The organism is Rhodococcoides kyotonense, from assembly GCF_900188125.1.
GTDB lineage: Bacteria > Actinomycetota > Actinomycetes > Mycobacteriales > Mycobacteriaceae > Rhodococcoides > Rhodococcoides kyotonense.
Genome location: NZ_FZOW01000012.1, coordinates 94,273 through 109,326, shown reverse-complemented (window position 1 = coordinate 109,326; position 15,054 = coordinate 94,273). Strand labels below are relative to the sequence as shown.

General features: G+C 64.2%; 15 protein-coding genes. 11 read left to right on the top strand and 4 right to left on the bottom strand.

Annotation, left to right across the window (positions count from 1 at the left end; all coding sequences use genetic code 11):
• Window positions 1–56: 56 nt before the first annotated feature.
• The 5 genes from CHB96_RS19790 (at window position 57) to CHB96_RS19770 (ending at window position 6,400) form a co-directional block, all read left to right on the top strand.
• On the top strand, window positions 57–1,088 hold the full coding sequence (locus CHB96_RS19790; protein WP_089249406.1) for an ABC transporter substrate-binding protein: 1,032 nt from the start codon (window positions 57–59) through the stop codon (window positions 1,086–1,088).
• Complete coding sequence (locus tag CHB96_RS19785) at window positions 1,078–2,721, top strand: ABC transporter permease (RefSeq protein WP_089249404.1); 1,644 nt, start codon at window positions 1,078–1,080, stop codon at window positions 2,719–2,721. The genes CHB96_RS19790 and CHB96_RS19785 overlap by 11 nt, the downstream gene beginning before the upstream one ends.
• Window positions 2,721–3,770: an ABC transporter ATP-binding protein gene (locus CHB96_RS19780; protein WP_089249402.1), complete on the top strand. Its 1,050-nt coding sequence runs from the start codon at window positions 2,721–2,723 to the stop codon at window positions 3,768–3,770. The genes CHB96_RS19785 and CHB96_RS19780 overlap by 1 nt, the downstream gene beginning before the upstream one ends.
• A gap of 200 nt (window positions 3,771–3,970) precedes the next feature.
• The gene (locus CHB96_RS19775; RefSeq protein ID WP_089249400.1) at window positions 3,971–4,444 is read left to right on the top strand and encodes a MarR family winged helix-turn-helix transcriptional regulator; all 474 of its coding nucleotides are present in this window, start codon (window positions 3,971–3,973) and stop codon (window positions 4,442–4,444) included.
• Window positions 4,445–4,447: 3 nt separating this feature from the next.
• The gene (locus CHB96_RS19770) at window positions 4,448–6,400 is read left to right on the top strand and encodes an MDR family MFS transporter (RefSeq protein WP_089249398.1); all 1,953 of its coding nucleotides are present in this window, start codon (window positions 4,448–4,450) and stop codon (window positions 6,398–6,400) included.
• A gap of 223 nt (window positions 6,401–6,623) precedes the next feature.
• Here CHB96_RS19770 and CHB96_RS19765 read toward each other — a convergent pair whose 3' ends face one another.
• A complete protein-coding gene (locus CHB96_RS19765) occupies window positions 6,624–8,177 on the bottom strand; it encodes a succinic semialdehyde dehydrogenase (protein ID WP_089249396.1) in 1,554 nt (517 codons plus the stop codon).
• A 200-nt stretch (window positions 8,178–8,377) separates the two neighbouring features.
• Here CHB96_RS19765 and CHB96_RS19760 point away from each other — a divergent pair, with 200 nt between their 5' ends.
• Both CHB96_RS19760 and CHB96_RS19755 read left to right on the top strand, forming a co-directional pair.
• The gene (locus tag CHB96_RS19760) at window positions 8,378–9,568 is read left to right on the top strand and encodes a lipase family protein (RefSeq protein WP_245865924.1); all 1,191 of its coding nucleotides are present in this window, start codon (window positions 8,378–8,380) and stop codon (window positions 9,566–9,568) included.
• Window positions 9,569–9,622: 54 nt separating this feature from the next.
• A complete protein-coding gene (locus tag CHB96_RS19755; RefSeq protein ID WP_089249392.1) occupies window positions 9,623–10,375 on the top strand; it encodes a MerR family transcriptional regulator in 753 nt (250 codons plus the stop codon).
• On the opposite strand, the gene CHB96_RS19750 is transcribed toward CHB96_RS19755, so the two are convergent.
• Window positions 10,372–11,430, bottom strand: coding sequence for an ABC transporter substrate-binding protein (locus tag CHB96_RS19750; RefSeq protein ID WP_089249390.1), 1,059 nt, complete (start codon window positions 11,428–11,430; stop codon window positions 10,372–10,374). The two genes, CHB96_RS19755 and CHB96_RS19750, sit on opposite strands and share 4 nt — an antisense overlap.
• Window positions 11,431–11,545: 115 nt before the next feature.
• Between CHB96_RS19750 and CHB96_RS19745 the strand changes: the two genes are divergently transcribed.
• Genes CHB96_RS19745 through rraA form a run of 3 tightly spaced genes read left to right on the top strand, consistent with a single transcriptional unit; the run spans window position 11,546 to window position 12,864 of the window.
• The gene (locus CHB96_RS19745; RefSeq protein WP_089249580.1) at window positions 11,546–11,995 is read left to right on the top strand and encodes a hypothetical protein; all 450 of its coding nucleotides are present in this window, start codon (window positions 11,546–11,548) and stop codon (window positions 11,993–11,995) included.
• A 10-nt stretch (window positions 11,996–12,005) separates the two neighbouring features.
• The gene (locus CHB96_RS19740) at window positions 12,006–12,377 is read left to right on the top strand and encodes a DUF5313 family protein (RefSeq protein ID WP_089249388.1); all 372 of its coding nucleotides are present in this window, start codon (window positions 12,006–12,008) and stop codon (window positions 12,375–12,377) included.
• A 10-nt stretch (window positions 12,378–12,387) separates the two neighbouring features.
• Window positions 12,388–12,864 (top strand): ribonuclease E activity regulator RraA, encoded by a 477-nt coding sequence (rraA, locus tag CHB96_RS19735; protein ID WP_089249386.1) that lies wholly within the window; start codon window positions 12,388–12,390, stop codon window positions 12,862–12,864.
• A gap of 14 nt (window positions 12,865–12,878) precedes the next feature.
• Here the strand turns inward: rraA and CHB96_RS19730 are convergent, their stop codons facing one another.
• Both CHB96_RS19730 and CHB96_RS19725 read right to left on the bottom strand, forming a co-directional pair.
• Window positions 12,879–13,589, bottom strand: coding sequence for a YoaK family protein (locus CHB96_RS19730; protein ID WP_089249384.1), 711 nt, complete (start codon window positions 13,587–13,589; stop codon window positions 12,879–12,881).
• A 9-nt stretch (window positions 13,590–13,598) separates the two neighbouring features.
• Window positions 13,599–13,913 carry an ArsR/SmtB family transcription factor gene (locus CHB96_RS19725; protein WP_281254436.1) on the bottom strand — a complete coding sequence of 105 codons (315 nt, stop codon included), beginning with the start codon at window positions 13,911–13,913 and terminating at the stop codon, window positions 13,599–13,601.
• Window positions 13,914–14,001: 88 nt separating this feature from the next.
• On the opposite strand from CHB96_RS19725, the gene CHB96_RS19720 reads away from it, so the two are divergent.
• Window positions 14,002–15,054, top strand: a complete 1,053-nt coding sequence (locus CHB96_RS19720) for an SDR family oxidoreductase (RefSeq protein WP_089249380.1) — start codon at window positions 14,002–14,004, stop codon at window positions 15,052–15,054.

The window sequence follows — 15,054 nt, the reverse complement described above, 5'->3', positions numbered from 1 at the left end:
GGTCGCCTCGGCGGGACAGGATCGACGCTTCACCATCGGTCCCTGTAGGAGTTTCCTTGCCTTCCTTGCGTCGCCCCCTTGTCGGGGCAGTTGCATCACTAGCTCTGATCACCACGCTCGCAGCCTGTTCCGAGCCCGCCGAGCCTGCATCCGACGCGTCGTCGGGCGGCTCCGGCAGCGGAACTCTCACGGTCTACACGTCCGAGCCGCAGGCCAAGATCGATGCACTGAACGCAGAGTTCATGGCAGAAAACCCCGACATCGACGTGCAGGTCTACCGCGCAGGTACCGGAGATCTCAACGCGCGCATCGCATCCGAGCGTCAGACCGGAAAGGTCGGAGCCGACGTCCTTCTCGCCGCCGACGCACCGACGTTCGAGGGCTACAAGGCCGACGACCTCCTGATGCAGTACACCCCGGCCGACGTCGCCGCACTGAATCCCGATGTCGTCGACCCCGACGGGTACTACGTCGGAACACGCATCATCCCGACGGTCATCGCGTACAACACCGGCGCGGTCACGGCACCTCCGACATCGTGGAAAGAACTGGCGGACCCGAAGTACAAGGGCCAGATCACACTTCCGAACCCCGACGTGTCCGGCGCCGCCGCGTTCAACACCGCGGTCTGGCTGAGTGACGAATCGCTGGGACAGCCCTGGCTCGAAGCTCTCGTCGCCAACGAGCCTGTCGTCGCCGAGAGCAACGGACCCGTCGGCCAGGCCGTCGCTGCCGGAACGCAACCCATCGGAATCGTCGTCGACTACCTGGTGCGTGAACTGGCGGCCAAGGGCTCGCCGATCGCACTGGAATACCCGACCGACGGCGTTCCGTACATCTCGCAGCCTGCAGGCATCTTCGCCGACTCCGCCAACCCCGACGCGGCGAAGAAGTACGTCGACTTCCTCGTCGGCAAGCGCGGGCAGGAAATTGCCGTCGAGCAGCAGTATCTACCGGTGCGCGACGATGTCGGAACTCCCGACGGCGCACCGGCTCTCGCGGACCTGACGCTGCTGACACCGGATCTCGCCGAGATCAGCGCTTTCCAGCCCGAGGCCGTGATGAGGTTCAACGAGCTTGTCGGTTAGTCTTTCCCGCCGGCCCGACGGTCTGACCGGGCTACGCTTGGCATTGTGGCTCACCGTCGCCGCGGTGATCATCGTGCCTGTCGGCGCGGTGGTCTCGATCGGATTGGGCGGCAACCACATCCAGGAACTGCTCGACGCAGGTATCGTCGACGCGGCCGTCAACAGCGCGGTCTCGTCGTCGGCGTCTGCGGTCATGGCGGTGGCGATCGCCGTCGTCATGGCACTCGTGCTGGATCGGACGGATCTGCCCGGACGCTCCGCACTCCGTCTGATCCTGTTGAGCCCGTTGCTGATTCCACCCTTCGTCGGCGCGATCGCGTGGACCGGCCTGCTCGGCCCGAGCGGTAGCGTCAACAAGTGGTGGGAGTCGACGTTCGGCTCCGCGCTGTGGAACATCTACGGCGGTGACGGCGTGATCTTCCTTCTGACGGTTCACTCGTATCCTGTTGCATACCTGATCGTGTCGGCGGCAGTGAAGCGCATACCCGCGGAACTCGAACAGGCGGCTCGCATTTCGGGTGCGTCGGCGTGGGGCGCGATGCGCGGCGTGACACTGCCGCTGTTGCGACCGGCAGCCGTCGCGTCGTTCACGCTCGTTGCGGTGTCGAATCTCGCCGACTTCGGCATCCCCGCGCTGGTGGGACTGCCCGACCGCTACGTGACCCTGTCGACGATGGTCTATCGATTCATCCAGTCCGGCACCGTGGCCAAGCCTCTCGAGGTGGTGTCCACGATCGGTATCGCATTGCTGTTCCTGGCGGTAGCTGCGGTCGCGGTCGACCGACAGCTGGCCGCCCGCAGTGCGCATTCCATCGACGGTCCGTCGACGGCACTGCAACTCCTTCCGTTGGGTCGAAGCAGGCCGATCGTTTCGGCTCTCGCGTGGTCACTGGCGGCCGCGATCACTCTGCTTCCGATTCTCGCCTTGGCGACGCAAGCGTTGCTACCCGCACCAGGGATCCCGCTGACGTGGGACAACCTGACACTCGACAACATCACCTCCGCCGTCACTGCACCGGGAACGCTTGTCGGAATTCAGAATTCGGTGATGCTCGCCGTGTCCGCCGCGGTGATCTGCGGCGTCGTGGGGCTCGCGCTCGGTGTCGTGACGACACGAACCAGATCACGCGACAACGTCGGCCTCGATCTTATTGCGATGCTCCCCCAAGCGATTCCGGGACTGGTGATCGCCGTCGGCTGGTTGATCGTCGGTCGATACACCGGACTGTTCGACACCAAGTGGGTCATCCTGTGCGCCTACGTCATGGCGTTCCTCGCCATCGTCGTGCAAGCCGTGCGCGCACCGCTACAGGCAACTCCCTCTGCGCTCGAGGAGGTGGCGAGGTCCTCCGGCGCGTCGCCGGTTCGGGCGCTGTTCGACGTGCCGTGGAAGATGGCCGTGCCCGCTGCCGTCACCGGCAGCGTCCTCGTCGCACTGACGGCAGTACGAGAACTGACCATGTCCGTGCTGCTCGTCGCACCGGGCACGCAGACGCTCGGGGTATCGATCTTCAACCTCCAGCAGGCAGGCGACTACAACGCTGCCGCTGCACTGTCCCTCCTCGTCGCACTCGTCGGGCTCGCAGGCCTCGGACTGGCCGCGGGAGCATCCGATCGAAAGAAGCGCGCCTGATGTCCTCGATAACGCTGAATGACGTCCACTTCGACTACCCCGGTGGCACAACGGGTTTGACCGACATCGATCTGTCGATCGCCGACGGCGAGTTCCTCGCACTCGTCGGGCCGTCGGGCTCCGGCAAGACGACGCTGCTGCGCACGATCGCGGGGTTCCTGCAGCCGTCGTCGGGCACGGTGACGATCGGCGGTGATGTCGTCGCAGGCAACGGCCATCCGGTTCCGCCCGAGGATCGCAAACTGGGCATGGTGTTTCAGCAGCACGCGTTGTGGCCGCATCGGAGCGTCGGAAAGAACGTGTCGTACCCGCTGGAGATGGCAGGCGTGAGTCGTGCGGACCGAAAGAAGCGCGTCGCCGACGCGTTGTCCTTGGTCGGCCTGCCGGGGTTGGAATCACGGGATCCGGCAACCCTGTCCGGCGGGCAACGTCAGCGAGTTGCGTTGGCGCGCGCCCTGGTTCGGTCTCCGCGTGCCCTTCTGCTCGACGAAGCGCTCACCGCGCTCGACGAACCACTCCGCGATCGCCTGCGTCTCGAACTCCGATCCCTCACCCGTGCAGCAGGATTGACCGTCGTACACGTGACGCACGACCGTAACGAGGCACTCGCGCTCGCCGATCGTGTCGCGGTTCTCGACGGCGGACGCGTCGTGCAGATCGGAACGCCCGAGGAGTTGGTGCAGCGGCCCGCGTCGTCGTTCGTCGCGCATTTCTTGTCCGACGCAAACCTCATCGACGGCGTGATCGACGGCGGCCGCTTCCACGCCGACGGTCATCCGATCGAGATCAGCGCCGAGCTCGTCGAGAACGCTCGCGAGGGCCGGGGAACGTTGGCCGTACTTCCGTCCGACATCGCGCTGAGCGCAGGATCGCCGCACGACTGCACGGCCGGAACTGTGACGTCCTCGCTGTTCGGGCGCGATGCCAGCGATGTCGTCGTCGACTCGCACGGCGTCGCTTTCCGGTGCTCGGTGCGCGGGGTGCGACCGTCGGTCGGCGACGAGGTCACCATGACCGTGCGACGGGGCATCTTCGATCCGGTCGTGTAGCGATGCGGTGGTGTAGCGATCCGGTGGTGTAACCGCTCCCACCCATCGCTTGAATGGTCCTTTCATACGAACAGATAGCTTCGATGCGCCTTTCAAGCCCGGGGTGTGACCCACGAGATAGGTAAAATAGTTGTTTACCTCATCTATCCACATATATGGTTGCGGACAGCAAGTAATTGAACGTGACCGTTGGAGCCCTCATGGCAGTACGAACAACCACAGCCGAGGCGCTGGTCGAAGAGGTTTTCCTCTTCGGACGAGCGTTGAAGAACGCCGTGACCACCGGAGATGAGAGCTCACCCCTGCCGCAGGCGCTGACCGGAGTACTGGCCATCCTCGCGACCGAAGGTGAGTGCAGACAGACCGACCTCGCCAACAGGCTCTGCGTCAGCCAGTCCGCCCTCAGCCGGCAGATCGCAGACCTCGTCGACCTCGGATACATCGATCGAACCCCCGATCCGGATGACAAACGCGCGTCCCGCGTGTGCGTCTCGGCAGAAGGACAGCAGAAGTTGGCTGTCATCTGGGACCGCCGCGCCAGACGGTTACGGGAGATGTTGAGCGAGTGGAGCGAAACCGAAGCACTTGCGGCCCTCGACTCCATTCGCAAGCTCAACACCACGTTCAACGAAGACGCACACGACGCAGCACACTTGAAATTGATTGCGAGATAAGAAATGACCACAACCGAAGCGCCGCCCAATATTCAGGCGTCCGAGCCGGACGCGATGTCCCACCGCGAAATCCTCGAAGCCCTCACCGGACTGCTGGCAGCGCTGTTCACCGCGCTGCTGAGCACCACGATCGTCGCAACCGCGTTGCCGACGATCATCGGTGACCTGCAGGGATCCCAGACCGCATACGCCTGGGTCATCACCACCGCACTGCTCGCCAACGCCGCGTCGACCCCCATCTGGGGCAAGCTCGCCGACCTGTTCAACAAGAAGGTCCTCGTCCAGTCGGCGATCGTCATCTTCGTCGTCGGCTCGATCATGGCCGGCTTCGCACACAACGTTCCGGTCCTGTTGGCAGCCCGCGTCATTCAGGGCGTCGGCATGGGTGGCCTGACCGCACTCGTCATCGCCATCATCGGATCCATCGTCTCCCCACGTGATCGTGGCCGTTACTCCGGTTACACCGGTGCTGTCATGGCCGTGTCGATGTCCGGTGGACCGATCCTCGGCGGCGTCATCGTCGACAGCCCGCTCGGCTGGCGCTGGTGCTTCTTCGTCTGCGTCCCGCTGGCGGTCATCGCCCTCGGACTGCTGCAGAAGACGCTTCACATGAAGACCGACCGCAAGGAGAACGTCTCCATCGACTGGCTCGGCGCGCTCCTGCTCACCGCGGGTGTCTCCGTACTCCTCGTCTGGGTTTCGTTCGCAGGCAAGGCCGACTACTACGCATGGCTCTCGCGTGAATCCGCCATCCTGGTCGGCGGCGGACTGCTGCTGCTCGTCCTGACGGTCATCGTCGAGGCAAAGGCGAAGTCGCCCGTCATCCCGCTGAAGATCGTCACCGAACGCACCACCGGACTCGCGATCATCGCGTCCATCGCTGTCGGCGTCGGCCTCTTCGGAGCCACCACGTTCCTCGGCCAGTACTTCCAGACCGCTCGTGGCTACTCCCCGACCGAAGCAGGACTCCTGTCGCTGCCGATGGTCGCCGGAATGCTCGTTGCCACAGTCGGATCCGGACAGCTCATCACCAAGTTCGGCAAGTGGAAGCCCTTCATCGTCGTCGGGTCGATCCTCCTGGTCGTCGGATTCATGCTGCTCGGCACGATCGATCACGAGACCAGCCTCTGGGTCGTCGGCGGATTCATCACGATCGTCGGACTCGGAACCGGCATGCTGATGCAGAACCTCGTTCTCGCAGTACAGAACACGGTCAGCGTGCACAACATCGGTGCCGCGTCGTCGACCGTCGCCTTCTTCCGTACCTTCGGTGGTGCGATCGGCGTCTCGGTCCTGGGATCGCTCCTCGCCACCCGCGTCGGAACGTTGTCGCAGAGCGGACTCGCAGACCTCGGAATCGACAGCTCCGGAAGCGGCGGCGGATCGCTCGACCTCGGTGCATTGCCGCCGCCGGTCGCTCTGGTCATCCGAACTGCCTACGGTGACGCCACCGGGCGCATCTTCCTGATCGCCGGATTCGTTGCCATCATCACGCTGCTCGCGGTTCTCTTCATCCCCAACCGCCCGCTGCGCAAGACGATCGACATGGCTCAGGCACCCGCCCCGGGTGAAGAGGTCGCCGAGATCCCGTCCTTCGGCAACACTCGCGAATACCTCGCACCCGAGGTCGACGCCGCAGGCCGCCACGAAGCACCCGCAGGATCGGCACCGTTCGAGGGACTCAGCACCGACGCTCGCGATCGACTGCTGAATCTCCTTCTGCCGGAACCGAAGGACACGTTGGAGGCTCTCGACGAAGCCGAGGCCATCCGGGCCGAGGTCGTCGCGCTCCAGCACGAGCTCGACGCGAAGATGCTCGACTTCGACGCCGTCTGCGAGCGACTCCGTCGCCTGGGCCTCAGCGAGGACCAGATCGCCCGGGTCCTCGGTGACGCGCACGTTCCCGACCCGCACCACTTCGTGCACTCGGAACTGAACGGCCACCGCGTCAACTAGTCTCACCCACGGCGAAGCCCGCACACCGATCCAGGTGTGCGGGCTTTCGTTTGTTCGCCCACTTGTGTGCGGACCGAATGTCCCCCTCGCTCACTCAGAGTGACCGAATGTCGCCCTCGCTCCCAACGAGTGTCACCGGCTGACCCGGGTGTGCGGACCGAATGTCCCCCTCGGTCACTCAGAGTGACCGAATGCCGCCCTCGCTCCCAACGGGCCCCCTGACCTACCGACCCGGCAGGTACTTGAGCGCCTTCACGAACGGAGGCATGATCTTCGCCCACAGTTTCGGCGAAAGACCGCGTGGCCCACCGAGGTTCAACAGACGCGTCGTCGCGATGGTCTGGGATTCGGTGTACTTGAGAAGGCCGTCCGCCCCGTGTCGACGCCCGACGCCGGAGACCCCCATGCCGCCCATGGGCGCTCCCGTCGTACCCCAGGCTGGTGCGTAGCCCTCGTCGACGTTGACGGTTCCCGAATGCAGACGGGCAGCAATGGCCTCGCCCTGCGCCTTGGTCTTCGCCCACACGCTGGCGTTGAGGCCGTACTCGGTGTCGTTGGCCTTCGCGATCGCTTCTTCGACGTCGGACACCGGGTAGATCGACACGAGCGGGCCGAATGTCTCGTTGGCGGCGCATTCCGCGTCGTCGGACACGTTGGTCAGTACGGTCGGCTCGAAGAACAGCGGTCCGATGTCGGGTCGCGCATTCCCTCCCGCGATGACCGTGGCGCCCTTGACCTTTGCGTCGTCCACGTGCGCCGAGACGGTCTTGACCTGGTCCTCGGAGATCAGGCTGCCCATCTCGATGCCGAACTCGTAGCCGGCGCCGAGCGTCATGTCGCGTACTCGCTGACCGAACTTGCCGGTGAACTCGTCGGCGATGGACTGCTCGACGTAGATCCGCTCGATCGAGATACACAGCTGGCCGGAATTGGAGAAACAAGCACGCACGGCCGCGTCGGACACTTCTCTGAGATTGGCGCCACGGGCGACGATCATCGCGTTCTTGCCGCCGAGCTCGGCCGAGAACCCGATGAGGCGACGCCCTGCCTGCTCCGCGAGAGTCTGGCCGGTCGCGGTCGACCCCGTGAACATGACGTACTCGGTGTTCTCGACGATCGCGGTCCCGACAACCGATCCCGGCCCGGGTACGACGGCGAACAGATCACGCGGCAGACCCGCCTTGTAGAGCAGTTCGACGACGGCCAACGCGCAGTACGGCGTCTGCGAATCCGGCTTGAGCACCACGGCGTTGCCTGCCAGCAGCGCTGCGATGGCGTCGGACACCGCCAGAGTCATGGGGTAGTTCCACGGCGAGATGACGCCGACGATGCCCTTGGGCTGGTAGTGCACGGTGGTCTTCGTCAGGACGGGCAGCATGCCGGTGACGCGCTTCGGCGCCAGCAGTTTCGCAGCCGTGCGTGCGTAGTGACGCGATGTCATCGCGATGTCGAGGACTTCTTCCTGGGCCGCGGCACGCGACTTTCCCGTCTCGGCCTGGGCCATGTCCATCAGCTCGTCGCGATGAGCGAGCACCAGGTCACGGTAACGATGGAAGATCTCGGCGCGCTCGGCGACGGGACGGCGGGCCCACGCTTTCTGCGCGACGCGTGCGCGCGCGATCGCGGCGAGTACATCCTCGGCAGTGCCGACGGGAATGGTTGCGAGCTCCTTGCCGGTGAACACCTCCGTGATGGACTTCGTCGGCCGTGCGGCGACGTCGGTGATAGCGGACAATTCAGCGAGCCGCGAGAAGGTCGCAGCGCTCGGAGCTGGCATTTCACACCCCTACTGGTGAGTAGTTCTTCGAGTTACAGACAAACTACCCCCTCGGTGGCTCGGATCACAGAGCCCGGTGGGCACGAGATGAAACCGGCGCGAGTGGGACATCACGCCCACCGCCTGCATGTGTGGCACCATGGGCGACGGTCTTTCCTAGGCGTCGGGGCGCTCGGAACGAACACAGGGTGGGGATCTTCGTGCGTAAGGCACTCGTTCTAGTAGCCGCAGCAGCACTTCTGCTTGCACCGACTGCACACGCCGACCCGGTGGGAGACCTCGCCTCTCCCCCGCGTGACGCGGATGCGTATCTGCCGACACCGTTGGGCGATCCGTGGTTCAGCCCGCCTCCAGGATTCGAAGCGCAGAGCCCTGGAACAGTACTGAACACGAGAAGTGTTGCAGTACAACCGGGTACGGCGTCGACGCAGCTACTCTTCCGGTCCACGGATTCGAAGAACAATCCGATCGCCGCTGCAACGACCGTCATCGTCCCCGACGCCCCGTGGACCGGCGGCGGCCCGCGCCCGGTCGTCGCCTACAACGAGGCCACCGATTCGCTCGGCAACGCATGCGCGCCGTCGTACACGTTGCCCCGTGGCACCAACAAGGAGGTCGACCGGGTTCAGGATCTGCTCGGTCGGGGCTATGCCGTAGTCGTCACCGACTATCAGGGCCCGCGTCAGGCGTATTCAGCCGGTCTCGTCGCAGGTCACACGGTGCTCGACGGTCTCCGCGCCTCCGGCATCGCGGCGGACGCTCCGATCGGTATCACCGGCTACTCGGGTGGTGCGATCGCGTCGGGATGGGCAGCCCAGTTGGCGCCGTCGTATGCGCCGGAGTTGAACATCGTCGGCGTCGCGTTCGGTGGCCCGCCGACCGACTACTCGATTCTGCAGCGTTCGCTCAACGGCGGGATCGGGTCGGGGTTGTTCACGGCTGCGACGTCCGGGTTGGCCCGCGAATATCCGGAGATGCGAGACCTGACCAACGACAATGGTCGACGCGTCGCGCTGCTGCAGAAAGATCAATGCGTCGACGTGTTGTCCTACAGCGGGTTGCTCCTGCTCGACCAGCAGAACCTGTCGAACGTCCCGAACGTCTTCGATCATCCGGTCAGCCGCGCGGTCATCGCCGAGAACCGGATGGGACAGATCGAGCCCGAGGCTCCCGTGTACATCTACCAGGGTCTGCAGGACTTCCTGATTCCCAAGGAAGGCGCCGAGGCCGTGCAGGATCAGTGGTGCGCGATGGGCGCATCCGTTCACCTCGAAGAGATCCCGGGTGATCACGGGACTGCCGAGACCGGTGGACGCCCCGGCGCATTCGATTGGCTGTCGCAACGACTCGCGGGTGCGACTACCGGCGGATGCGAAAGAGTGGTTCGCTGAAAGGACTTGACCCTCACGCCGCGGGAGGTACCACCCTTGTCTTCTGTGAGCGATATGAAGGTGGGCGAGGTTGCACGGCTCGTCGGGATCAGCGTTCGGACATTGCACCACTACGACCAGATCGATCTGGTGGTGCCGTCCGGGCGTACCTCGAAGGGCTATCGCAGCTACTCGGCGTCCGACGTCGAACGTCTGCATCGGGTGTTGACCTACCGTGAACTCGGGTTCCCACTCGACGAGATAGCCACCCTTCTGGACGATCCGTCCATCGACACGATGGCGCACCTGAAGCGTCAGCGGCAGTTGTTGGACGCTCGGATCGATCGCTTGCACCAGATGGCTGCGGCCGTGGACAAGATGATGGAGGCGAAGAAGATGGGAATTCAGTTGACCCCCGAGGAGCAGCGCGAGGTGTTCGGCGACGACTGGCTCGGCGACGAATACGCCGGTGAAGCCGAGGAACGTTGGGGCCAGACCGAAGCGTGGAAGCAGTCGCAGTCGCGCACGGCGTCGTACAGCAAGGAGGACTGGAAGCGCGTCAAGGCCGAAACCGATGCTCTCGAAGCAGATTTCGCGACAGCTCTGACCGAAGGGGTTCCGGCCGACTCCGATCGGGCAGCGGAGTTGGCCGAGCGGCACCGGGCGAGCATCGAGCAGTACTACGACTGCGGATACGAGATGCACGTGTGCCTCGGCGAGATGTACATCGCCGACGAGCGTTTCACGAAGCATTACGACGACGTCGCGCCGGGGCTTGCCCAGTATCTGCGCGACGCCATCGTGGCCAATGCTGCCGCGAAGTCCTAGCGAAGCTTCTCGGACAACAAGGGAACCAGTAGCTCGGCGAGTTCGACGTGTGCAAGGGGCCCGATGCCGAACGCTCGTCCGAAGTGCCCCGTGAAGTCCTGAGGTTGCCCGTCGTGCGTCACCGCCAAAGTGTCGACGTCCCAATCGAGTACGACGTCGCGGCCGTTCTGAACGCTGGGAAGACGCTGGACGAGCGGGTTCCCGTAGAACGCGTCGAACTCCGACTGCTCGGCCTGGTTGGACACTACGAGAACGTCACCGGTGAGGCTGTCGATGAGCTCGTCGGGCAACCCCTCGGCTAGCGCCTCGTTCCCGGCATTCGAGTTCGGGGCGAAGCCGAGGTTGCTCATCAGCAACTCCTGGTCGCTGCCTGCGGTATTGAGAAACCCGGTGCCGCTGCCGCCACCCCACAACACGAGAAGGTCCACGGTCTTGCCTGCGAATTCGGGATGCTCTGCGCGTATGTCCTCGAAAGTCGCGTCGTAGTCGTCGATGACCTGTTGGGCGCGGTTCGACAGGTCCAGGACCTCGCCGAGCAGCAGAATTCGATCCCGCCACGACAGGGTGTCCGCGGTGCCCTCCGGCGCACCGAGGACCGGCGCGATGTCGCTGACCTGCCGTACCTCTTCCGCATCCGTTGCTTGGGTGTCGACGATGAGGTCGGGGTTGGTATCGGCGATCTGCTCCGCCGGGTATGCCGCATCGCCCATGGGCCAGATCGCCTCGATCGCGGCGGGCAATGCGTCGACGGCCCAGGGGTAGAACTCGATCTGCTCGTCGGTGGCAACCGGCACGACGTCGAGCGCTGCGAACAGGTCCGCGTCCCAGGAACTTCCCATCACGACGCGCTCCGGACGTTGTTCGACGACGATCTCGCCGACCTCCGACGTCACGGTGAGCGGGTACTCGGTGACGCCTTCGGCCTCGGGCAGCAGCGAATCCGACGACGTGGCCGACGCAGCTGGTTCCGATGCGTCACTCGACCCCGAGCATCCGCTCGCCACCACAACGGACACCAGAGCGACCGCACACAGTGCACGAGTAGCTACAGACATCGGATCCCCTTGAATCGGTGCCGCTCACTACTCGGGCGGCTGCAAAAGGTGAGACTAACCTACTTTACGGTTTCTTTGGTGGGCTGTTTCGTTCTCCACAGGCACTATGTACTGCATGACACTGACATCCCGTTCGGCCCTCTTGTCCGCTGCCATCGGCACGGCGAGCGGCTTGCGCAGTTCGGTCGGAATCAGCGCCGGTCTCCTGACGTGGTTCCGAGGCTCGAAGCACGAACGCCTCTCGGTCGGTGCATCCGCGCTGATCACAGCCGGTGAGCTGACGATGGACAAGCTGCCGACTACGCCGTCTCGCCTCGATCCTGCCCCGCTCGGCGGGCGAATTCTGGCGGGCGTCGGCGCGGCATACGCGATTGCCCGACGCACCGGCGAGAATCCGGTCCTGTCTGCCGTCATCGGTGGCGTCACGTCCGTCGCCGGGTCCTACGCCGGGGCGTCGTACCGGGGATGGGCGTCGAAGAAGGTGCCGCCCGTGGCGGCTGCCGTCGTCGAGGATGCGGCTGCACTGGCCATCGGAGCAGCGGTCCTCGACCGAGTTCGGGCGTAAAGTCCACCATGTGAAACCGAACTTCTGGCAGTACGTGGGCTACCAGTTCGGCCGTGTGCTGCCGTCGTCGATGCAGGATTGGGTGCGCGAGGACCTCGTCGGCAACGGTGCTCAGGCCCGCTACCTGATTCGGTTCACGCTGCCTGTCATTCCGCTACTGTCGCTGTTCCTGCTCGTCCCTGGACCGCTGTGGATCGGGCTGGCGATGATGGCACTCCTGTTCATTCCGCTGGTCTATTTCGCGATCGCGCTGATGAACGTCTACCGCCGTCACCGCCTGCTGGTGCACGGCCTCGACCCCGAACTGCTCAACGCAGGCACGCAGGCCAAGATCGACCGGACGCGCGAGGAGTACGAGAGGCGTCACGGTCGGCTCGACTAGTCTCGCGGGTATGACTTCGGTGGAATTCAAGGCAACTGCAGACCTGGCCGACGAGATCGGCCCCGAAATCCGTAGCTGCGACACACAATTCATCCAGTTCGGTAAGCACGCCGAGTTCGCAGGCCCGATCACGACGATCAAGTGCTTCCAGGACAACCTGCTGGTCAAGCAAACGCTCGGCGAGCCGGGCAATGGAGGCGTCCTCGTCGTCGACGGTGACGCGAGCATTCACACCGCACTGGTCGGCGACATCATCGCAGGCAAAGGCGTCGCCAACGGGTGGGCAGGCGTGATCGTCAACGGTGCCATCCGCGACTCGGCGATCCTGCGCACCCTCGAGATCGGCGTCAAGGCGCTCGGCACCAACCCTCGCAAGAGCACACAGACCGGATCGGGCGAGAAGAACGTCCCCGTCGAGATCGGCGGTATCACCTTCAACCCCGGGGAGATCGTCTACAGCGATTCCGACGGGGTCGTCGTCGTCTGATCTTTCGCGGCAGATCATGCACGCGGATTGCGGACTCTAGGGACCCCGCGCCATTCGTCGAACAAGAACAGCGCCAACGCGATCACGAGCAAACCGGCTGCGACCCACGCCGCGCGCGTGTCCATGATGCGTACCGCCACCGCTCCGACGATCGCGCCACCGAGAAACCCTGCGATGACGGAACCGAAATTGCCGGCTCGCGTCCCTGCGTCCTTGTCTCCGGCCACGATTCGGCGGAACACGGATTGCGAGAAGCTGCGCAGGTTGCCCGTCGTCATCGTCGTGCTGAATGCCTGATCCACCAGGACGCGGAAGGTTGTGACCTGCAAGGCCGCGACGAACGAAATCGAGATGGTCACAAGGGCATTCGGCGCCGATGCGGGGACGAACCCTACTGCCGCGATCACCAGAATCTCGATGACGAGCACAGCGCGTACCGGCCGACGCACAATTCGTGCGACGGCCGGTCTCGTCACCGCTTCCGCGGTGAACACTCCCACTATGAACGCGACGATCGGCGGAAGATATCCGCGGGCCGACGCCCACTGTCCCGACGCGACGTCGATACCCAGCAACACGACATTGGCCGTCTGCGCGTTTGCGAACACGCCGTCACGCGTCATGAACGTGTAGACGTCGACGAACCCACCCACCGCCGCGAGCAACACCCCGAGCCGGACGGACTCGGAGGTCACCGTCGTCGGCCGAGGCGCCTCTGCGGACACAGCTGAACCCTACAGTTCGCCGAGCACGTCGTGACCCAACTGTCGAATCCGGTCCTCGTTGCGCTTGTAGTGCGTCCACTGTCCGACGCGTGTGCTGGTCACCAGGCCCGCCTGCTGCAGCGTCGCCATGTACTGCGATGCCGTCGACTGCGACACTCCCGCCCGTGCCTGAATGTGCTTGAGGCACACGCCCACGTCTTCGGCGGGCTCGAGTTGAGGAGGAAAGTCCGACGGGTCCTTGAGCCACCGGAGGATCGCGACGCGCGTCGGGTTGGACAGCGCTTTGAACTGGGCGGCCAGTAAGTCCACGTCGTCGGCAATCACCCAGCGATGGTACCGCAATATCGCAATTTCCCGATGCCCATGGTTCAATGGCATCGTAAATTTGCGATATGCCGATACAGGAGGACACATGGAGGACAGAGTTGCGTTGGTCGTCGGCGCACACGGAGTCATCGGCGGGAACCTCATCCGTCACCTGAAATCGACGGGCGAGTGGACGATTCACGCACTGTCTCGGAGAGGAGGAGAGTCGACCGACGGCGTCCATCACATCGCCGTCGACCTACTCGACCGCGACGACGCCATCTCTGCGTTACGCACGCTGCACGACGTCACGCACATCTTCTACGCCGCATATCAGGACCGTCCGACATGGGCAGAACTGGTACAACCGAACATGCAGATGCTCGAAAACGTCATCGACGCAATCGAACCCGTTGCACAGGATCTTCGCCACGTCAGCCTCATGCAGGGCTACAAGGTCTACGGCGCACATCTCGGGCCGTTCAGGACACCCGCACGCGAGGACAGCCCAGGGTTCCTGTCCGCGGAGTTCAACACCGAACAGCAACAGTTCGTCGAATCGCGCTCTGCCCGTGCGAAGTGGAACTGGACGGCCATGCGTCCCTCCGTCGTGTGCGGTTTCGGCATCGGCAATCCGATGAACCTGGCGACCGTGATCGCGGTCTACGCGTCGATGTCCCGAGAAATGAACGTGCCCTTGAGATTTCCGGGCAAGCAAGGCGCCTTCTCGTCACTCCTCGAGATGACCGACGCCGACCTCCTCGCCGAAGCAACGGTGTGGGCGGCGACGACCGACGAGTGCGCGAACAACGCCTTCAACATCACCAACGGGGATCTGTTCCGCTGGGAAACCATGTGGCCCAGTATCGCTCGGTTCTTCGACCTCGAGGTCGCGGATCCACTGAGAATGTCGTTGACCGAGACCATGTCCGACAAGGAACCGCTGTGGACATCCATGGTCGACAAATACGATCTGCAACCCACCCCGTACTCCGATGTCGCCGCGTGGCCGTTCGGCGACTTCGTGTTCGGCTGGGACTACGACTTCTTCGCCGACTCGTCCAAGGCTCGAAGATTCGGTTTTCATCGATACGTCGAGACCGAGAAGATGTTCGTGGACATCTTCTCGGATCTGCGGCGTCGGCGAATAATTCCCTGA

What these genes read in the sequence shown, in the direction of transcription:
- CHB96_RS19720 (WP_089249380.1), top strand. Translation starts at nt 14,002, where the DNA reads ATGGAGGACAGAGTTGCGTTGGTCGTCGGCGCACACGGAGTCATCGGC.
- CHB96_RS19770 (WP_089249398.1), top strand. Translation starts at nt 4,448, where the DNA reads ATGACCACAACCGAAGCGCCGCCCAATATTCAGGCGTCCGAGCCGGAC.
- CHB96_RS19765 (WP_089249396.1), bottom strand. Translation starts at nt 8,177, where the DNA reads ATGCCAGCTCCGAGCGCTGCGACCTTCTCGCGGCTCGCTGAATTGTCC.
- CHB96_RS19780 (WP_089249402.1), top strand. Translation starts at nt 2,721, where the DNA reads ATGTCCTCGATAACGCTGAATGACGTCCACTTCGACTACCCCGGTGGC.
- CHB96_RS19745 (WP_089249580.1), top strand. Translation starts at nt 11,546, where the DNA reads ATGACACTGACATCCCGTTCGGCCCTCTTGTCCGCTGCCATCGGCACG.
- CHB96_RS19755 (WP_089249392.1), top strand. Translation starts at nt 9,623, where the DNA reads ATGAAGGTGGGCGAGGTTGCACGGCTCGTCGGGATCAGCGTTCGGACA.
- CHB96_RS19775 (WP_089249400.1), top strand. Translation starts at nt 3,971, where the DNA reads ATGGCAGTACGAACAACCACAGCCGAGGCGCTGGTCGAAGAGGTTTTC.
- rraA (WP_089249386.1), top strand. Translation starts at nt 12,388, where the DNA reads ATGACTTCGGTGGAATTCAAGGCAACTGCAGACCTGGCCGACGAGATC.
- CHB96_RS19750 (WP_089249390.1), bottom strand. Translation starts at nt 11,430, where the DNA reads ATGTCTGTAGCTACTCGTGCACTGTGTGCGGTCGCTCTGGTGTCCGTT.